19 protein-coding genes and 1 pseudogene are annotated in these 17560 nt (G+C 59.7%); 12 read left to right on the forward strand and 8 right to left on the reverse strand.

Features of this window, described 5'->3' with window-relative positions; genetic code table 11:
* Positions 1-81: 81 nt before the first annotated feature.
* The 3 genes from RBB80_RS03415 to RBB80_RS03425 form a co-directional block, all read right to left on the reverse strand.
* Positions 82-312, reverse strand: coding sequence for a hypothetical protein (locus RBB80_RS03415; protein WP_433966917.1), 231 nt, complete (start codon positions 310-312; stop codon positions 82-84).
* Entirely contained in the window at positions 309-1061 is a 753-nt protein-coding gene (locus tag RBB80_RS03420) for a substrate-binding domain-containing protein (RefSeq protein WP_433966918.1), read from the reverse strand. Before RBB80_RS03420 ends, RBB80_RS03415 begins: the two co-directional genes overlap by 4 nt.
* 218 nt (positions 1062-1279) lie before the next feature.
* Positions 1280-2272: a substrate-binding domain-containing protein gene (locus RBB80_RS03425; protein ID WP_433966919.1), complete on the reverse strand. Its 993-nt coding sequence runs from the start codon at positions 2270-2272 to the stop codon at positions 1280-1282.
* 142 nt (positions 2273-2414) lie between these two features.
* Here RBB80_RS03425 and RBB80_RS03430 point away from each other — a divergent pair, with 142 nt between their 5' ends.
* From RBB80_RS03430 to RBB80_RS03450, 5 genes are all read left to right on the forward strand, one after another.
* Positions 2415-3236 (forward strand): hypothetical protein, encoded by an 822-nt coding sequence (locus RBB80_RS03430; RefSeq protein WP_433966920.1) that lies wholly within the window; start codon positions 2415-2417, stop codon positions 3234-3236.
* Positions 3203-3640 carry a hypothetical protein gene (locus tag RBB80_RS03435; RefSeq protein WP_433966921.1) on the forward strand — a complete coding sequence of 146 codons (438 nt, stop codon included), beginning with the start codon at positions 3203-3205 and terminating at the stop codon, positions 3638-3640. Before RBB80_RS03430 ends, RBB80_RS03435 begins: the two co-directional genes overlap by 34 nt.
* The gene (locus RBB80_RS03440; RefSeq protein WP_433966922.1) at positions 3610-3960 is read left to right on the forward strand and encodes a hypothetical protein; all 351 of its coding nucleotides are present in this window, start codon (positions 3610-3612) and stop codon (positions 3958-3960) included. The genes RBB80_RS03435 and RBB80_RS03440 overlap by 31 nt, the downstream gene beginning before the upstream one ends.
* Entirely contained in the window at positions 3942-6368 is a 2427-nt protein-coding gene (gene mfd, locus RBB80_RS03445; protein ID WP_433969464.1) for a transcription-repair coupling factor, read from the forward strand. The genes RBB80_RS03440 and mfd overlap by 19 nt, the downstream gene beginning before the upstream one ends.
* 208 nt (positions 6369-6576) lie before the next feature.
* Entirely contained in the window at positions 6577-7083 is a 507-nt protein-coding gene (locus tag RBB80_RS03450; RefSeq protein ID WP_433966923.1) for a DUF3224 domain-containing protein, read from the forward strand.
* 116 nt (positions 7084-7199) lie between these two features.
* Here RBB80_RS03450 and RBB80_RS03455 read toward each other — a convergent pair whose 3' ends face one another.
* Positions 7200-7457: a hypothetical protein gene (locus RBB80_RS03455; RefSeq protein ID WP_433966924.1), complete on the reverse strand. Its 258-nt coding sequence runs from the start codon at positions 7455-7457 to the stop codon at positions 7200-7202.
* Between RBB80_RS03455 and RBB80_RS03460 the strand changes: the two genes are divergently transcribed.
* Both RBB80_RS03460 and RBB80_RS03465 read left to right on the forward strand, forming a co-directional pair.
* Complete coding sequence (locus RBB80_RS03460) at positions 7353-7616, forward strand: hypothetical protein (protein ID WP_433969466.1); 264 nt, start codon at positions 7353-7355, stop codon at positions 7614-7616. The genes RBB80_RS03455 and RBB80_RS03460 overlap by 105 nt on opposite strands.
* Before the next feature lie 42 nt (positions 7617-7658).
* Positions 7659-9481, forward strand: a pseudogene (locus RBB80_RS03465) (DUF885 domain-containing protein).
* Between the two features lie 554 nt (positions 9482-10035).
* Here the strand turns inward: RBB80_RS03465 and RBB80_RS03470 are convergent.
* Positions 10036-11147 (reverse strand): IS3 family transposase gene (locus RBB80_RS03470; RefSeq protein ID WP_353070904.1). Its coding sequence is split into 2 segments (ribosomal slippage): positions 10036-10895 and positions 10895-11147, totalling 1113 coding nucleotides; the frame shifts between segments, so codons are not numbered across the junction.
* A gap of 397 nt (positions 11148-11544) precedes the next feature.
* On the opposite strand from RBB80_RS03470, the gene galU reads away from it, so the two are divergent.
* The gene (gene galU / locus RBB80_RS03475) at positions 11545-12423 is read left to right on the forward strand and encodes a UTP--glucose-1-phosphate uridylyltransferase GalU (RefSeq protein ID WP_433966925.1); all 879 of its coding nucleotides are present in this window, start codon (positions 11545-11547) and stop codon (positions 12421-12423) included.
* A 313-nt stretch (positions 12424-12736) separates the two neighbouring features.
* Positions 12737-13213, forward strand: a complete 477-nt coding sequence (locus RBB80_RS03480) for a ferritin-like domain-containing protein (RefSeq protein ID WP_433966926.1) — start codon at positions 12737-12739, stop codon at positions 13211-13213.
* Between the two features lie 151 nt (positions 13214-13364).
* Here the strand turns inward: RBB80_RS03480 and RBB80_RS03485 are convergent, their stop codons facing one another.
* Complete coding sequence (locus RBB80_RS03485) at positions 13365-13751, reverse strand: carboxypeptidase-like regulatory domain-containing protein (protein WP_433966927.1); 387 nt, start codon at positions 13749-13751, stop codon at positions 13365-13367.
* 38 nt (positions 13752-13789) lie between these two features.
* Entirely contained in the window at positions 13790-13990 is a 201-nt protein-coding gene (locus RBB80_RS03490; RefSeq protein WP_179640557.1) for a hypothetical protein, read from the reverse strand.
* Positions 13991-14147: 157 nt separating this feature from the next.
* Between RBB80_RS03490 and RBB80_RS03495 the strand changes: the two genes are divergently transcribed.
* The 3 genes from RBB80_RS03495 (at position 14148) to RBB80_RS03505 (ending at position 16717) form a co-directional block, all read left to right on the forward strand.
* Positions 14148-15140 carry a M20/M25/M40 family metallo-hydrolase gene (locus RBB80_RS03495; RefSeq protein ID WP_433966928.1) on the forward strand — a complete coding sequence of 331 codons (993 nt, stop codon included), beginning with the start codon at positions 14148-14150 and terminating at the stop codon, positions 15138-15140.
* Positions 15131-15562, forward strand: a complete 432-nt coding sequence (locus RBB80_RS03500; RefSeq protein WP_433966929.1) for a hypothetical protein — start codon at positions 15131-15133, stop codon at positions 15560-15562. The genes RBB80_RS03495 and RBB80_RS03500 overlap by 10 nt, the downstream gene beginning before the upstream one ends.
* Before the next feature lie 327 nt (positions 15563-15889).
* Positions 15890-16717, forward strand: coding sequence for a rhomboid family intramembrane serine protease (locus RBB80_RS03505; RefSeq protein WP_433966930.1), 828 nt, complete (start codon positions 15890-15892; stop codon positions 16715-16717).
* A 236-nt stretch (positions 16718-16953) separates the two neighbouring features.
* Here RBB80_RS03505 and RBB80_RS03510 read toward each other — a convergent pair whose 3' ends face one another.
* Positions 16954-17535: a hypothetical protein gene (locus RBB80_RS03510; protein WP_433966931.1), complete on the reverse strand. Its 582-nt coding sequence runs from the start codon at positions 17533-17535 to the stop codon at positions 16954-16956.
* Between the last annotated feature and the right edge of the window lie 25 nt (positions 17536-17560).

The raw sequence follows: 17560 nt of genomic DNA on the forward strand, positions 1-17560 counted from the left end.
GTGTCGCACGGTAGTATCGCGCGACACAGGGAGAGACCCGTATTTCGTCTTTACATTCGCAGCTGACGACCATCTCCGCTGCTACGGCGTCTTATCTTCACCGATGTTCAGCATCGTATCCACGTTGTTTTTATCGATCAGCGAAACTCCCGTATCGATAAATGTGGGAACCGGTGCAAAGGAATCCAGCGAATAGTCCTGCGCGAGCGGCTTCAACGGATAGTGATGGATGTCGTCCAGCGCCTTCAGCCCCACCAGCGCCATCGTAAAGGGCTTCTGCGAGATGGTCGAATCGATCGTTCCATCCTTCACCCCTGCAACACCGTCTGGTCCGTGTCCATCGCCACCAGCAACCGGTCCTTCACAGCCGCACGCCGAAACGCCTCGGCCACATCTCTACCCGACGCCGCCTCCAGGCACACGATCGCATCAACCCTGTTGGCTCCCGTTCGCGACAGATAATCCCGCGTCTGATCCATCGCCAGACCCGAGTCTCCCTTCATATCGAAGACGTCGACAATCTTGATCCCCGGATAGTGCGAAAGCGCATCTTTGTAGCCCTTCAACCGCTCATCGATGTTCGGCTGCCCCGGAATCGAAAAGAAAGCCACGTTCCCTTTTCCATTCATCTTCGCCGCAACCCGCTGTCCGCCCAACCGGCCTGCCTGCAGGTTGTTCGTCCCAATAAAATAAAGCCGCCCGCTTCCCGGAGCATCGGAGTCCATCGTGATCACCGGAATCCCCGCCCCCAACGCAGCTCTAATCTCCGGAGCCATCAACTCCGCGCTCGCCACCGACACCAGGATCCCCGCAGGCTTGCGCGCCACCACCGTACGAAACTCCGCGACCTCGCCCTGCGGATCGAACGTCGTCGTCCCGCGCATCTCGGCCGAAACCCCATACTGAACCGCCGCCTTCTGAAACCCGGCGTTCGCCGCCTTCCAGTAGGGCAGGTTGATGTTGGTAGCAATCAGGTAATAATGCTCGTCTTTGCTGTGTCGGGTGCATCCCGCCAGCACTGGAAGAAATATAGCCAAGAGCACAAAAAGAGGTCGTCTCATAAAAGAGTTCATCGTCATCCTCTGACAAAAACTTCTGTCCGTAGCCAAAGACGTTGAATCAGGCATCGGCTCAGATCACATCTCGCGGGCCCAGATACAAAATCCAAACCACGGAACGAAAGAACCGCCCCGAAATCTCCGCGCCGCCGAAAGAGTCCACCTCTTTGCCGCGACGCGAGACTCACAGAAAAAATCGCCAGATTCCAACCAGCAAAAATCTACCGGTTTACCGCTCTCTGCTTCTTCATCACAGCGTCCAGATTCGTCTTATCCACCAGCGCAACCCCCGTATTCACGAAGGCCGGGAACGGAGAATATGGATCCAATCCATAGTCCTGGTCAAGCGGCTTCACCGGGTAGTGATGGATATCGTCCAGCGCCTTCAACCCCAGAAACGCCATCGTGTACGGCTTCTGAGAGATCGTCGAATCGATCGTTCCATCGCCCACCAGCTTCAAAGTGTCCGAGTCCACATCCATCGCGATCAACAAGCGGTCCGTAGCATTTCTCCGTTTAAACGCCTCCGCTACGTTCGCGCCAGACCGGGAGTCCAGGCAGATGAACGCATCGATCCTCGCCGGCCCCTTCCGCTCAAGGTACTCACCCGCCTTATCCATCGCCGTCCCCGGGTCCGCCTTGATGTCGAACGTCTCCACCACCTTGATTCCCGGAAATGCGGCGAAGATATCCATGTAACCCTTCTGCCGCTCGTCCAGATTCGGCTGCCCCGGGTTCGTAAAGAACACAACGTTCCCCTTGCTATTCAACTGAGCCGCCGCGCGCCTCCCGCCCAGCCGTCCAGCCTCCAGATTATTGGTCCCGATAAAATACAGCCGCTTGCTCTCAGGCGCATCGGAGTCGACCGTAATCACCGGAATCCCAGCAGCAATCGCCGCATCGATCTCCGGCGTCATCAGTTGAGAGTTCGCCACCGACACCAGAATCCCCGCAGGCTTCCTCGCCACCATGGCCTTGAACTCATCCACCTCTGCCTGTGCGTTCAACCCTGCCGGTCCGCGCGTATCGACCGACACCCCATACTCCGTACCGGCCGCCTCAAATCCGCTCGCAGCCACCTTCCAATAGGGCAACGCGGTATTCGTGGCGATCAAATAGTACTGCTCGCTCTTGCTGTGACGGGTGCATCCCGCAATCAGTGGGAGCGCCACCGCTAAAAGCGCAAAAAGAGACCGCTTCCTCAAAGAATTCATGGTTATCCTCCGGCAACATGTCTGTCCGATGCCGAAAATCGGGCAGCAACGCAGGCCATATTTCCTGCGGGTGCCAGATAGTACTCCAAATCACTCTGCGGAGTAAACTCAGCCCGACTCCACTTGATAAACTCAATACAGCATGGTTCTACCCTTCGTCCGCGAGCTCCTCGCAGACCTGGAGCACTCTGAAGCATTCGAGCGTGTACGCCGCCATCTCAGCGGTGGCACGGGGCGCAGACGTGTCTCCGGACTCACCTTCACCGCACGCGCTCTCTACCTCCCCTACTTCGTCCGCGCGGCCCAGGCCCCCTGCGTCATCATCGTCGCCGACAACAAAGCCGCCGAAGCCCTCCAGGCCGCCGTCGTCAGCGCCTGCGAGCTCACCGGAGCACTCTCCGCCGACTCCGTCCTCCGCCTCCCCGCCCACGACGTCCTCCCCTTCGAAAACCTCTCACCCCATCCCGAGATCCAGGAAACCCGCGCCGCCACCCTCTGGAAGATCGCGACCAACCAGGCCCGCCTCGTCATCGCGCCCGTCGAAGCCGCCTGCATGCGTCTCTTCTCCCGCGACTATTACCGCGCCCTCACCCTCCATCTCAAAATCGGCGAAGAGTACATGCCCGACATGCTCGTCGAACACCTCCTCTCCGTCGGCTACACCAAAGTCGACGTCGTCGAAATGCCCGGCCAGGTCACCCTCCGCGGCGGCATCCTCGACATCTACTCCCCCGAGATGGACCGTCCCGTCCGCATCGACTTCTTCGGCGACGAGATCGAATCCATCCGCCGCTTCGACCCCGACACCCAGCGCTCCGCCTCCACCCTCGACCACGCCCTCCTCCTCCCCTCACCGAAACACCAGTCACCGACAAGCTCCTCACCGCCATCAACGCCCGTCTCACCCGCGCAGGCACCGCAGGCGCAGCCATGGAAGGCGGCGAAGAGCCCACCGAACTCCTGACCCACGTCAGCACGCGTACAGGCGAAGCCACCATCTTCCCCGGCTGGGAGTTCTTCGCCCCTGTAGCCGGTGCCAACCTCACCCTCCTCGACCTCCTCAGCGCCTCCAGCCCCACCGCTCCGCGCGTCTTCCTCGAAGAGCCCGCCATGATCAAAAATCAGGGCGAGCGCTGGTGGAACAAGATCGAGCAGCGCCACGAGCGCTCAGGCATCGGCAACCTCGTCCGCCCCGAGGACATCTACCTCTCCCCTGGGACCTCGACGACCGCCTCCACAAGTTCTCCGGCATCGAGCTCGACCAACTCGGCGCAGTCGACATCCTCGACGCCGACCGCAGCGACCTCTCCGAAGTCGACTTCGCCACCCGCCCCACCATGCGCTTCCACGGCTCCATCCCAGCGCTGATCGACAATCTCAACGCCCTCATCAAGCAGGAAGCCCGCATCCTCCTCACCGCTCCCAATCAAGGCGAAGTCGAACGCCTCGCCGGCCTCCTGCAGGAGTACCAACTCCCCTACCGCCTCGGCTCCCGCACCGAATCCCCCGGCAGCTCCACCGTCTACACAGAGTCCAGCTACCTCGGCGGAAACACCATCGACCTCCGAACTCCCGTCATCGTCAAAACCCCCATCGCCGCGGGGTTCAGATCCTCGACCTCGATAAGGCAACCGCCCGCCAGATCATCATCTTCGGCGCACAAGACCTCATCGACGACGCCGACGTAACCACCCGCCCCATCCGCCGCGGCAAATCCAAAGCCGCCGCCTTTATCTCCGACTTCCGCGACCTCGCCGTCGGAGACTACGTCGTTCACGTCGAGCACGGCATCGCCCGCTACTGTGGCCTGCGCGTTATCGAAGAGAACGACCAACCCCCACTCGAACTCATGATCCTCGAGTTCGCAGACGAAGCAAAACTCTACGTTCCCCTCACGCGCCTCGACCTCATCCAGAAGTACCGCTCCAGCGAAACCGGCCCGCCGCCCGAACTCAACAAACTCGGAACACAGGCCTGGCAGAAGACCAAAGCCCGCGTAAAAAAAGCGATGGCCGACATGACCGCCGAGCTGCTCAAGCTCTACGCGCAGCGCCAGGCCGCTGTCGGCACGCCCTTCTCGCCCGACACCAACATGCAGCACGAGTTCGAAGACGCCTTCGACTTCAACGAGACCGACGATCAGCTCACCGCCATCGCCGACATCAAGGCCGACATGGAGTCAACCCGCCCCATGGACCGCCTCCTCTGCGGCGACGTCGGCTACGGCAAAACCGAAGTCGCCATGCGAGCCGCCTTCAAAGCCGTGCAGGACTCCAAACAAGTAGCAGTCCTCACTCCAACCACCGTCCTAAGTTTCCAGCACTTCGAATCCTTCAAAAAACGCTTCGCCAACTTCCCCGTCAACATCGAGATGATCTCCCGCTTCCGCACCGCCAAAGAGAAAAAGATCATCCTCGAAAAGGCCGAAGCCGGAAAGATCGATATCCTCATCGGCACCCACGCCGTCCTCTCCAAAGACTTAAAGTTCCAGGACCTCGGCCTCCTCGTAGTCGACGAAGAGCAGCGCTTCGGCGTCCGCCACAAAGAGCGCCTCAAGCAGATGCGCGCCGCCATCGACGTGCTCTCCATGTCCGCCACGCCCATCCCGCGAACGCTGCATATGTCACTGATCGGGTTACGTGATATGTCGGTCATCGAAACCCCACCCAAAGACCGCATGGCCATCCAGACCATCGTCGCCAAGTTCGACGAAAAACTAATCCGCACCGCAGTCGAGATGGAGCTCGAGCGCGGAGGCCAGGTCTACTTCGTCCACAACCGCGTAGAGACCATCTACGACCTAGCCTCCAAGATCCGCGAACTAGTCCCGCAAGCCCGCATCGTCATTGGCCACGGCCAACTCCCCGAAGCCGAGCTCGAACGCGTCATGCTCGCCTTCATGAACCACGAATACGACGTCCTCGTCGCCACCAGCATCATCGAAAACGGCCTCGACATTCCCCTCGCCAACACCATCATCATCAACCGCGCCGACCGCCACGGCCTCTCCGAGCTCTATCAACTAAGAGGCCGCGTAGGCAGATCAAACCGCCGAGCGTATTCGTACTTATTAATCCCACCCGAGACCGAGCTCACCGAAATAGCCCGCCGCCGTCTAGCCGCCCTCAAAGAATTCTCCGACCTAGGCGCAGGCTTCAAGATCGCCGCCCTCGACCTCGAGCTACGCGGCGCAGGCAACATGCTCGGCGGCGAACAATCCGGCCACATCGAAGCCATCGGCTTCGAGATGTACACCACCATGCTCGAAGAGGCCGTCCGCAAGATGAAGGGCGAGGAAGAAAAACCCGCTCACGCCAACACCGTCATCAACCTCGGTATCTCCGTCCGCATCGACTCCGACTACATCCCCGAAGAGAACCAGCGCCTCCGCATGTACAAGCGCATCGCCGGCGCACAAACCCAGGCCGACCTCACCGACGTCCGCGCCGAACTGCAAGACCGCTACGGCACCCCACCAGAAACCGTCCTGAATCTCTTAGCCGCTGGCGAGATCCGCCTCCACTGCGAGCAACTCGGCATCTCCCAGCTCGACCGCAAGCGCACGCAAGTCGAACTCCCCAACCCAAACGGCAACAAGAAGCAGCCCATCAAAACCTTCGTCGAGATGCTCCACGTAAAATTCGCCGCCGTCAACGCCGACCCCTCCCACTTCACCAACGGCAACAGCAAAACCGTAGACCCCGCCACCTTGATGAAACTGGTAAGCCGCAACACCAAACGCGGCGCCCAGTTCACCCCCAGGGCACCCTCCGCTGGCCCCTCCCCACCGCCAAAGCCGAAGACGTCCTCTCCGAAACCCGCGCCCTCCTCGACGCTCTCGACACCACCCTTCCCAACTGAAGCGCGCAGCCCTCTCTCGCGCTTCTATCAACGCTCCTTAACCCACGAAGAGCGTTGTAGAACAAGACACTCAGCCGGAAGCCGCCACTGTTCTATGCGTCCTTCCTTATCTGCGCCTCATCACCAGAAATATAATCAGCAGCAGCACCAGGAACCCTATACTTCCCGGCCAGATAAAAAACCCGCCGCGACTCGAGGTGCCCATCACCAGGCATCCTGTCATCATCGAGCATGAAATAAGCGCTAGAACCAACGCGCAAATCTTCTTACCAGCCATCCCCACTCTTCCGATCTCCATTTGCCTCATATCGCTCCTTATTGTCAGTCGGTATAGATGCACACCCGCAGAATTGCGTCTCCTTGCGAGCCTGCTGTCGATCGTTCTTCCATTTGCGTTTTGAGATAGACCGCTTCGAGACAATCGGCGATGATTCCAATCAACAATGAAAACCGCAATCCGCGTCCTCTTGACCATCTGCTTTGTACTCGCATTCAACACGGCAGCCTCCACTCAAACCGCCAAAGAAGTGGCATTGCCAAACCAGACGGTGCACGCGACCGGCTTCTTCGATGTAAAAGTAACTCCGCAGCCCGCTGACGAAACCGCCGGCTCGCCCGCCCTCGCCCGCATGCTCCTCGACAAGCACTTCCACGGCGACCTCGAAGCCACCAGCAAAGGCACCATGCTCGCCGCAGGCTCCGGAGCCAAAGGATCCTCGGGAGGCTACGTAGCCCTCGAGGTCGTCACCGCAACCCTCAAAGGCCGCACCGGCACCTTCATCCTCCAACACAGCGGCACCATGACGCACGGCACCCCCACCCTCAGCGTCACCGTCGTACCCGACTCCGGCACCGGTCAGCTCACAGACCTCGCAGGCAAGATGTCCATCAACATCACCAACGGCAAACACTCCTACGACCTCGAATACACCCTCCCCGAAACCCAATAACTGTCATTTGTCTCCGGCATGCAAACTTTCGGTCTTTTTTCGGGTTAGAACGATCGGAGCGTGGACCCACTCCCGTCTCATCGATAGCAGAAAGGGGTAACCATGCATTACCCAATTCAAATCGGCAGAATCAGCGTTACCTTCCTCCAGAGCCGCCACGAAACCGGCGGCGCCCTTGATCTCTTTGAGCTCATCATCCCCCCAGCCTCAACCTCAGCGTCCCGCACCTGCACCGCGATTACGACGAGAGTATTTTCGTCCTCAACGGCATCGTCGCCTGCACCGTCGACGGCGAGCATATTCTGGTCGGCCCAGGCCAACAGCTCAACATCCCCCGCGGCGCCGTTCACTCCTACGCCAACCTGCATCACCATGCCGCCCGCATGACATGCCTCCTGACCCCGGGACTCGTCGGCCCCGAATACTTCCGCGAACTAGCCGCCACCCTCAACGTAGACGGCCCACCCGACCTCGCCAGCATCGGCAGCATCATGGTCCGCTACGGCGTCATCCCCATCTCCGCAGAGCGGTAGAAGCCGAGCAGCCAGTCATGCCGTAAACTCATTGCAATGTCAATGAACCGCACTCTACTGGCAACCCTCGTGCTCACGCCAATCCTGCTCGCATCGGCTCCCCCAGCCCACACCCAGCACCTCTCCGCCGACGGCGGCGTCCAGACCTTCAACTACCTCGCCGACCAGTACTTCTCCGACGTCTACTTCCACTTCGGCCCCACCGCAGGCACCTCTGCGGGCCTGCACCAGTACGACGACAAGCTCGAGGACTACTCCTCCCAAAGCATCCAGAAAGACATCGTCGCCCTCCACGCCTACGAGAAGAAGGTCGAAGCCATCGACCCCTCCGCCCTCGACGCCTCCGTAGCCGGCGACCGCGCCATCCTCCTCAACAGCATCCGCAGCACCCTCCTCACCCTCGAGGTCATTCGCCCCTGGGAGAAGAACCCCGACAACTACTCCTCCGGCATCACCAACTCCGCCTTCGTCATCATGGAGCGCCCCTACGCCTCCGCCGACATCCGCCTCAAATCCCTCGTAGCCCGCGAACAACAGATGCCGCAGGCTCTCCTCGAAGCCCGCAAGAACCTCAAAAATCCCCCGCACATCTACACCGAGATCGCCCTCGAACAGATCGACGACATCATCGGCTTCTTCCAGACCGACGTTCCCTCCGCCTTCCTGTCTGGCCCCGAAGCGGCCACCGACGCCGACACCAAAGCCGCCTTCGCAAAGTCGAACGCCGCCGTCATCGAAGCCCTCAAGTCCTACGCCGCCTGGCTCAAATCCGACCTCCTCCCCCGCTCCAACGGCGACTTCAAGCTCGGCGCCGACACCTTCGCCAAAAACTCAGCTACGACGAAATGGTCGACATCCCCCTCGACCGTCTCCTCGAGATCGCCTACGCCGACCTGCACAAAAATCAAGCCGAGTTCGCCCGCGTAGCCAAAGAAGTCGACCCCACCAAAACTCCGCAACAGGTCCTCGCCGAACTGGCCACCATCCACCCCGCGCCCGACAATCTCCTCAGCACCTTCAACAACACCTTCGCCAGCCTCATCGACTTCATCAACACCCACCACATCATCACCATCCCCTCCAAGGTCGAGCCCACCCTCGAAGAGACCCCGCCCTTCGAACGCGCCACCACGCAGGCATCCATGGACCCTCCCGGCCCCTTCGAAACCCACTCCACCAAGGCCTACTTCAACGTAACCCTGCCTGAAAAATCCTGGACGCCCGAGCACATCGCCGAGCACATGGCCGCCTTCAACGTCGGCACCGTCATCTCCACCAGCGTCCACGAGGCCTACCCCGGCCACTACGTCCAGTTCCTCTGGACCCCGCAGTTCCCCTCCAACATCCGCAAGATCCTCGGAGCCAATACCAACATCGAAGGCTGGGCCCACTACACCGAACAGATGATGCTCGACCAGGGCTACGGCCAGCCCGGCACCGGCGCGCAAAACGAACGCGAAGCCAAGCTCATCCGCCTCGGCCAGATCCAGGACGCCCTCCTCCGTGACGCCCGCTTCGTCAACTCCATCAAGCTTCACACCGGCCAGTTCACCTTCGATCAAGCGGTTAACTTCTTCGTCACCGACGGCTATCAGTCCCACTCCGTCGGTCTCGTCGAAACCAAACGCGGCACCGCCGACGCCACCTACCTCTACTACACCCTCGGCAAGCTCCAGATCATGAAGCTCCGCGCCGACATGATGCAAAAGCAAGGCGCAGCCTTCAACCTCCAGACCTTCCACGACAACTTCATGCGCCAGGGCTTCGCCCCATCAAAATCATCCGCAAAGCCATGCTCCACAACGACTCCCCCGTGCTATAGATATGCCAACTTTTACCAGCCAAAGAGCATCTCGCTTCCGTAATGTATCGAAAGGCTGGTTAGTCTCTTTATTCGGTCTGCTGATACTGGTGTATTGCGGTTATTTGTTCTTTCCATCGATTCGTGCCCACTATCTTTTCAGCGAACTCGAACCGCTCCAAGTGGGCCACTCCACCTTCGAGGACGCACAGCGGCTGGCCGAAAAGCTAGGCGCTAAGCCAGTGGGTAGTTGCGACAGGTCGTATTGCTTCTGGGACGTTGTTGTTAACAATGCGCGACTACCTCAATGGTGGCGAGGTTCCGGTGTAACCTTCGTCATTTCCTTCAATGTTAACGACTCCGTAGTTGTGCATAAAGGTGTTGGGTACGATATTGGAATAGATCCAAATTCATTCATGCCGTCCAAAGTGACGGTCGTAGTGAAAGAAAGTTGGACGCGACTGATGGCAGAGCCTCCGACGCAGAAAGGCTGGGGGTTTAGTTACTTCGAGAATCATGGTCACCGGGAGAATATCTCTACCACGTTCCAGGTACACATGACCCCAAGTGAAGGGCCTAATTTTCCTGTACCAAGGTCAGAGTTAGTCTTCGACCTGTTTAGGTTCCAGCCAGATCGCGGCTAGCCGCGATCTGGCTGGCGAACTCGCTCGGCGTCCTGTCATCGAGAGATGCGTGAGGACGACTCTCATTATATTCCTGCCGCCATGCTTCGATCAGGTGTCTTGCCTCCTTCAAATCGAGGAACCAGTGGATATTCAGACATTCACTTCGCAGGGTTCCGTTGAAGCTTTCAACGAAGGCGTTGTCTGTTGGCTTGCCTGGTCTGGAGAAGTCGATCTTAGCGCTGTTGCGATAAGCCCATAGATCCATCGCCTGACTGGTGAACTCGCTGCCGTTGTCACAGAACAGCACCTTCGGCACGCCACGGTCTAGCTTCAACTGGTTCAGTGTCCGCACAACATCGTCTCCTTTCAGGCTCTGTCCTACTTGAATCGCTACAGCTTCTCTCGTATGCACATCCACGATCGTCAAGGCGCGGAACCGCGTTCCATCCTGCAGCTGATCCATCACGAAGTCCATACTCCAGGCTTCGTTCGGAGCCGTAGGCTTGATCCGATCCTCACGAGTTCGAGATGCCTTCCGCTTCCCGGCAGGCTTCATCCTCTTCAGCGTCAGTCCTTCTTCCTTGTACAGCCGGTACACCAAGTACTTGCCCACATCCCAGCCTTCGCGGTTCAACAGCACGCGGATCTTGCGGTATCCATAACGCACTCTTGCCTGAGCGATCTCGCGGATCCTCATCCGCAGTTCAGTCCGTGGATCGAGACAGCTTCGGTAGCGGTAGGTCGCTCGAGGGACGCGTAGAACACGACAGGCATGCCGTTCGCTTACCAGGTAGCTTCCAACCAGCCGCTCCACCATCGGCCCACGCCGCGAAGGCTTCACCATTTTTTTGAGAGCACATCCTGCAGCATCGTCTTGTCCAGCGTTAGCTCTGCAACAAGCTGCTTCAAACGCAGGTTCTCTTCTTGTAACTGAGCCATCTTGCGAACTTCGTCCACCTCTAGGCCAGCGTACTTCGCCTTCCACCGGTAGTACGTCTGCTCGCTAATCCCCGCCTTGCGGATCACCTCCGCGACAGGAACGCCTACTTGCGCCTGCTTCAGCACACCAATCATCTGCTCTACCGTGAACCGTCTCTTCCTCATCCAAATCCTCCTCAGCCATAGGGTTAGATTTGGTCGAAGACTAACATTTCTCCTGGCTCAAAATTACCGGGGCCCATCACAAGATCGTCTGCCGACGACTGGAAGCGCTACACCGCTTTCAACTACGGCTGTTTCTGGAAATATAAAGGGTGCAAAGACGCGAGAGAATTGCTGCCAACAGCGGACCCGTTTCCTTTAGACAAGTGAACACGCTGCCTTTCGGGACATGGCGATTCGCCTGTGTTAGAAAGATGGGGCATTCAAACCTTGAGCTGACTCTCGCGATGAACTCCACTGAGCCGTTCTACTCAACCAGATCGTGTCATCCAAATTTTGATCTTGCCCTGCTAGCATTTCTGTAACACTGTCCGCATCCAAGGAATTGATGACTCAAACCATGACTCCCCAAAAAATCCGCAAAGCAGTCTTCCCCGCCGCCGGCATGGGCACACGCTTCCTCCCCGCCACCAAGGCCATGCCCAAGGAGATGCTCTGTCTCGTCGACAAGCCTCTCATCCAGTACGGCGTCGAAGAGGCCGTAGCCGCCGGCTGCACCGAGATCATCATCGTCACCGGACGCGGCAAGTCCACCATGGAAGACCACTTCGACATCAGTCCCGAGCTCGAAGCCTCCCTCGCCGCGAAAAATAAAACTGCTCTCCTCGAAGTCGCACGCTCCGTCTCAAAGCTCGCCAAGATCACCTACACTCGCCAGCCCGAACCCCTCGGCCTAGGCCACGCCGTCCTCATGGCCAAAGAGCTCGTCGGCAACGAACCCTTCGCCGTCCTCCTCCCCGACGACATCGTCGACGCCACCATTCCCTGCATGAAGCAGATGGTCGAAGCCTTCAACGAAATCCAATCCAGCATCCTCGGCTCCGAGATCGTCGAAGGCGCAGCCATCCAGAACTACGGCTGCCTCGACTGCACCCTCGACCCCAAAAACCCGCGCCTTCTCGCCGTCAAAAACCTCGTCGAAAAACCCAAACCCGAAGACGCGCCCTCGCAGAATGCGATCATCGGCCGTTACATTCTCACCCCGCGCATCTTCGATATGCTCGAGCACATCACCCCCGGCGCAGGCGGCGAACTCCAGCTCACCGACGGCATCAAAGCTCTCCTCCAGCACGAGAAAGTCTACGGCTTCAGCTACCAGGGCAAGCGACACGACGCCGGCGACAAGCAAGGCTACCTCCGCGCCACCGTCGAGTTCGCCCTCAAGCATAAAGACCTCGGCCCTGCCTTCCGCGAATGGCTCAAAGCCTTCCCACTCTAGTCATCCCATGAAACAGACGCGCTTGATCTAAGCGACTCACAGTCTCATCGCGAGCCGCGGCAGCAAACAGGATTCCAGCATCGCGGGTTCCCTGAAGATTGAAAGGACCCCGCGTTGCCTGCGTCCTTTTGGTTGTCATTCCACAGCGCAGCGAAGGAGTCTGCGGCTATCTTTGCCGTTACCTTTTGATTGTCATTCCGCAGCGAAGCGGAGGAATCTGCTCCTAGACCACACACCCACAATCACTCCTTCACAAACTTCCCATACAGTTTCTGCATCTCAACCAAAGACAACACAGAACCATGGAGAAGACATGCCCGACCAAGCAACCGCACCATCCTCCACCATCACCCGCGAAAAACTAGTCGATCTCCTCAACGAAGATCTCTCCCGCGAATACCAGGCCATCATCGCCTACGTCGTCTACTCACAGGTCCTCAAGGGCGCCCAGTACATGAACATCGCCGACGAGCTAGCCGTCCACGCCACCGAAGAGCTCGCCCACGCCATTGCCCTCGCCAATCACATCGATTACCTCGGCGGCATGCCCTCCGTCACGCCCAAGCCAGTCAAGACCTCCGAGAAGGCCGAAGACATGCTCCGCTTCGACCTAGAAAACGAGAAGCAGACCATCGCAAACTACCGCCGCCGCATCCGCCAGTGCGACGAGCTCAACGAGTTCGCCATCGGCGAATCCATCCGCGAGATCCTCATGCAGGAGCAGGACCACCTCATCGCCCTCGCCACCGCCCTCGGCGTAGACCCACCCAACCCAGGCATCGCCGACTAGAGCCGTCCCCCCAGCCAGCCCGAGTCCTCCCTCCGACCAAAGGGAGGACCAACAAGGCCCATCACACCCCAGAAAAGGTATACAAGTCACGAAGTGACCGCCCTCCGCGCAGGAGGCCCGTCCGGCAGGACAGCAGTCAAAGAGCGAAGAGTTACCTGCCGATCTTCAAATCGATATAAAACTGATTCTTGTTATCGAACGAGCTGATCGTCTTCACGTTGCTCTTCTTCCCATTACTCTCTGCCCAGATCTCATAATCGGTATTCTGCACCAGCTGCCCGAATCGGTAGGCACCCGCGTCGTCCGAAAAGTAGCTCTTCACCGAGAGGCTATGGTCGTCCTTCAAATAGACCACCGCGCCCTTCACGGCTGTCCCTCCGGCATCGACAACTTTGCCCTGGACGACCCGTTGCACAGGCCCCTGCTGCTGCGCAACCGCGGAAACCGACTGCACAGCACCAAAGACAGTCACCATCGAGCAAGACGCGAGAATCACCCTACCGGCAAACGAACGGAGCAAGAGATCAGTACGCTTCATGTCATCCAGTATACGGCTATCCCCATCCAGATCAGGCGTTACTCCTCTTCCTCTTCGTCGGTATGCGTCACATCCTCATCGTCATAACCCGCCTCGTCGACTGCCGCCAACTCCAGTGGATCCACCGAAACAACCTCAAGGTCGACGCCGCACTCATCACACTGCACCGTCTCCCCCTCTTCCACTTCATCGACGTCAACAACAATCGGGTTATCGCATTCCGGACAAACTACAGCCATGGTCGTGCCTCCAGGGTCTTTGGGCCCACTAGCCCGTCTATAGGATTACAGAAACATCCCGACGGACGCGCTTGCTATTTATTTAGCGGCCATCCCGTTCCCACGTCAAGCATACGATTCACCCGGCAACTCGGTTTTGCACAAGGAGAAAAATTTCGTGATCGCTGCATCCGTCTCGCCCGCTCGCCCGGCCCGCTCTCCCATCCTCGCAACAACCGCTCTCCTCGCATGTACCCTCCTGCACGCACAACAGCCGCTCCCCACCGGCAAGCCCATCACCCCCGCACCCGCCGACCCCGCCATCGCCGCCGCCATCGCACAGGTCTCCCCCGACCACATCAAAGCCACCATCACCAAACTCGTCTCCTTCAACAACCGCAGCACCCTCTCCAGCATGGACACAGACCTCGCCCCCAACACCGGCGCCAACGCCGCCGCCGACTGGATCGAATCCGAGTTCAACGCCATCTCCGCCGCCTGCAGCAACTGCCTCGAAGTAAAGCGCGACACCTTCACCGAACCCGCCAGTACCGCACCCAACGCCCGCATCACCAAACCCACCAGGATCTCGAACGTCTACGCCATCCTCCGCGGCACCGACCCCGCCCAGACCGCCCGCATGGTCCTCGTCACCGGCCACTACGACTCCCGCAACTCGAAAAACGAAAACACCCACGACCCAGCCCCCGGCGCGAACGACGACGCCAGCGGAGTAGCCGTCTCCCTCGAATCCGCCCGCGTCCTCAGCAAACTCAAGTTCCCCAGCACCATCGTCTTCGTAGCCGTAGCCGGCGAAGAACAAGGCCTCAACGGCAGCGCCCACCTCGCCAAACTCGCCCGCGAGGAAAACTGGCAGCTCGAAGCCGTCCTCAACAACGACATCGTCGGCGGCGACACCACCCCCGGCAACTCCACGCCCCCCAACATCCAGGACAAGACCACCGTCCGCGTCTTCTCCGAGGGCGTCCCCGCCAACGCCACCCCCGAGCAACTCCGCACCATCGAAAATCTAGGCGCCGAAGGCGACTCCCCTCCCGCGAGCTCGCCCGCACCATCGTCGACGTCTCCTCCACCTACTTCCACCCCACCTCGCAGCGCCTCTCCGCCGGAACCCCCGCCAACAAGCCCCACAGCACGGCCATGCACATGATCCCGTCCTTCCACCCCGTCCTCATCTTCCGTCGCGACCGCTTCCTCCGCGGCGGCGACCACACCAGCTTCAACCAGCAGGGCTTCGCCGCCGTTCGCTTCACCGAGTGGGCCGAAAACTTCAACCATCAGCATCAGGACGTCCGCACCGAAAACGGCACCCAGTTCGGCGACCTCCTCCAGTACGTCGACTTCTCCTACGTCGCCAACGTAACCCGCCTCAACGCCGCCACCCTTGCCACCCTTGCCTCAGCCCCCGGCGAACCGCAAAACGTCCGCATCCTCACCTCCGCCCTCGACAACAACACCGAGCTCACCTGGCAGCCCCCGCCGGCGCCCCCGCCAACACCACCTACGAGGTCGTCTTTCGCGAGACCGACCAGCCCGCCTGGACCGACTCCGAAACCGCAGGCTCTGCCCTAAGCCTCAAGCTGGCCATCTCCAAGGACAACGTAGTCTTCGCCGTCCGCTCCGTCGACCCCGCCGGCCACCGCAGCACCGCCGTCCTCCCCACCCCACAGCGCGCCGCAAAATAGTCATGTCCTGCCGGGGCGTTCGCACGCCTTATTAGAGCTTCGCCCGCTCCTCCCGCTGGTCGGAATCATCTTCCCTCGCGACCAACGGGAGCGCCAACCGAAGGGGTATACCCGTCACGAAGTGACCGCCCCACGCGCAGTGGGCCCGTCCGGCAGGACAACTCTTTTCCCGCATCCAGCGCCCTCCCCGCGCCTATGATCAAATAACAAAAGCATGCCTCGCTCCGGCCCCATCTCGCTAGCTCTTCCCGCCTTCGAAGGCACCACCCGCAAGCTCATCCTTCTGAACGTCGGAACCTTCTTCGGCCTGCTCATGCTCCGCTGGATCGCCCCGCAGCTTCAGGCCGTCCTCCTCGCCCATCTCATCCTCGAACCCATCGCCGTCCTCCACGGCGAAATCTGGCAGCTCCTCACCTACTCCTTCGTCGAGCAGGGCATCCTCGGCATCCTCTTCGGCATGCTCACCCTCTGGTTCACCGGCTCCCTCCTCGAGCCCTCCTTCGGCGGCCGCTGGTTAGCCGAGCTCTACCTCACCTCCGTCATCGGCGGCGCCATCATCGCCTCCGCCATCTCCTTCACTCACATCCTCGGCCTGCGTCCCGACATCGTCGCCGCCGGAGCCTGGTCCGGCATCTTCGGCCTCATGGTCGCCATCGCCATGATCTTCGGCGACCAGGAGTTTCTCCTCTGGTTTGTCCTTCGCATCAAGGCCAAGTACATGGTCGCGATCTACATCCTGATCGCCATCGCCATCCTGCTCAAACAGGCTGACAGCTTCAACGCCCTCATCCAGCTCTCCGGAGCCCTCTGCGGCGCGCTCTACGTCAAGTTCGCCCCTCGCCGCGGCCTCGCCTTCGCCGCCTCCGAGCGCTACTTCGGCGTCCGCAACCGCTACTACCGCTGGAAGCGCCGCCGCGCCGCCCGCAAGTTCGAGGTCTACATGAAGAAGCAGAACCGCGAAGTCCACTTCGACAAAGATGGCCGCTACGTCGACCCCGACGAACTCCGCAAGAACCCGAACGACAAGCGCTGGATGAACTAAGACAACGCCGTAAAGCGAATCCATCTTTCCTTGGAATGTAGCGCTCTTCTCAACCGGCTAAGGCTGTTGTTCTTGCTCTTGCGCTTGCAGTGTTATCGACCCAATCCAAACCTCAAAGAATCGTCATCTCGACCGCAGCGACGGACAGTCCCACCGTCCGTCGCGCAGTGGAGAGACCCCGTATTTGGCCGTTGTCGTTGTCTGTTTGAATCAGCCCATAGTTTTTTAGACAGGTTCTACGGCATCTTCAAATCCGCCACCGTCAAGCTGCCAAACGCCTGCTGATAATTAGCGCTCCAAACCCCATCGGCATCCTCGCTCTGCAGATAAACCCTCTTCTCCCCGGCAAACTCCCGCGCAAACTCCACCGCAAGATTCACCGTCAATGTGTTCCCCGAGATCTGCGAAGAAGCCCCCGCTGCCATCACCGTACACTGCGAGTTTCTCAACATCGCCGCACTCCCCACCTTCGCCGTATGACTCCCCCACACTCCACCCATATTCGGCACCAGCCCAATCTCCTGCGCCCTCACGTCATACCGCATCAGGCACTCCTTAGCCGACCACTGCCGTTGATCTCCCGGCCGCAGCACACCCGACATCACCGACACCGTAACCTCGCGAATATGCCCGCCACCCTTCGGATCCTGAAACGTCGCCGTAAATCTCTGCCCTGCCCCCGCGCCCGGCAAAACCGCCACCGACACCGGAGTCGACGAATCCATCCTCATCGGCGCCACCCGCCTGCACCCTGCCAACCCGTATCCAATGACAACCGCAACCGCGAAGAGACTCTTATACCGCATCGTCAACTCCATTCAAGCTCCTTGTACCGAAGTGCCC

The organism is Tunturiibacter gelidiferens, assembly GCF_051013345.1.
GTDB classification, from domain to species: Bacteria; Acidobacteriota; Terriglobia; order Terriglobales; family Acidobacteriaceae; genus Edaphobacter; species Edaphobacter gelidiferens_A.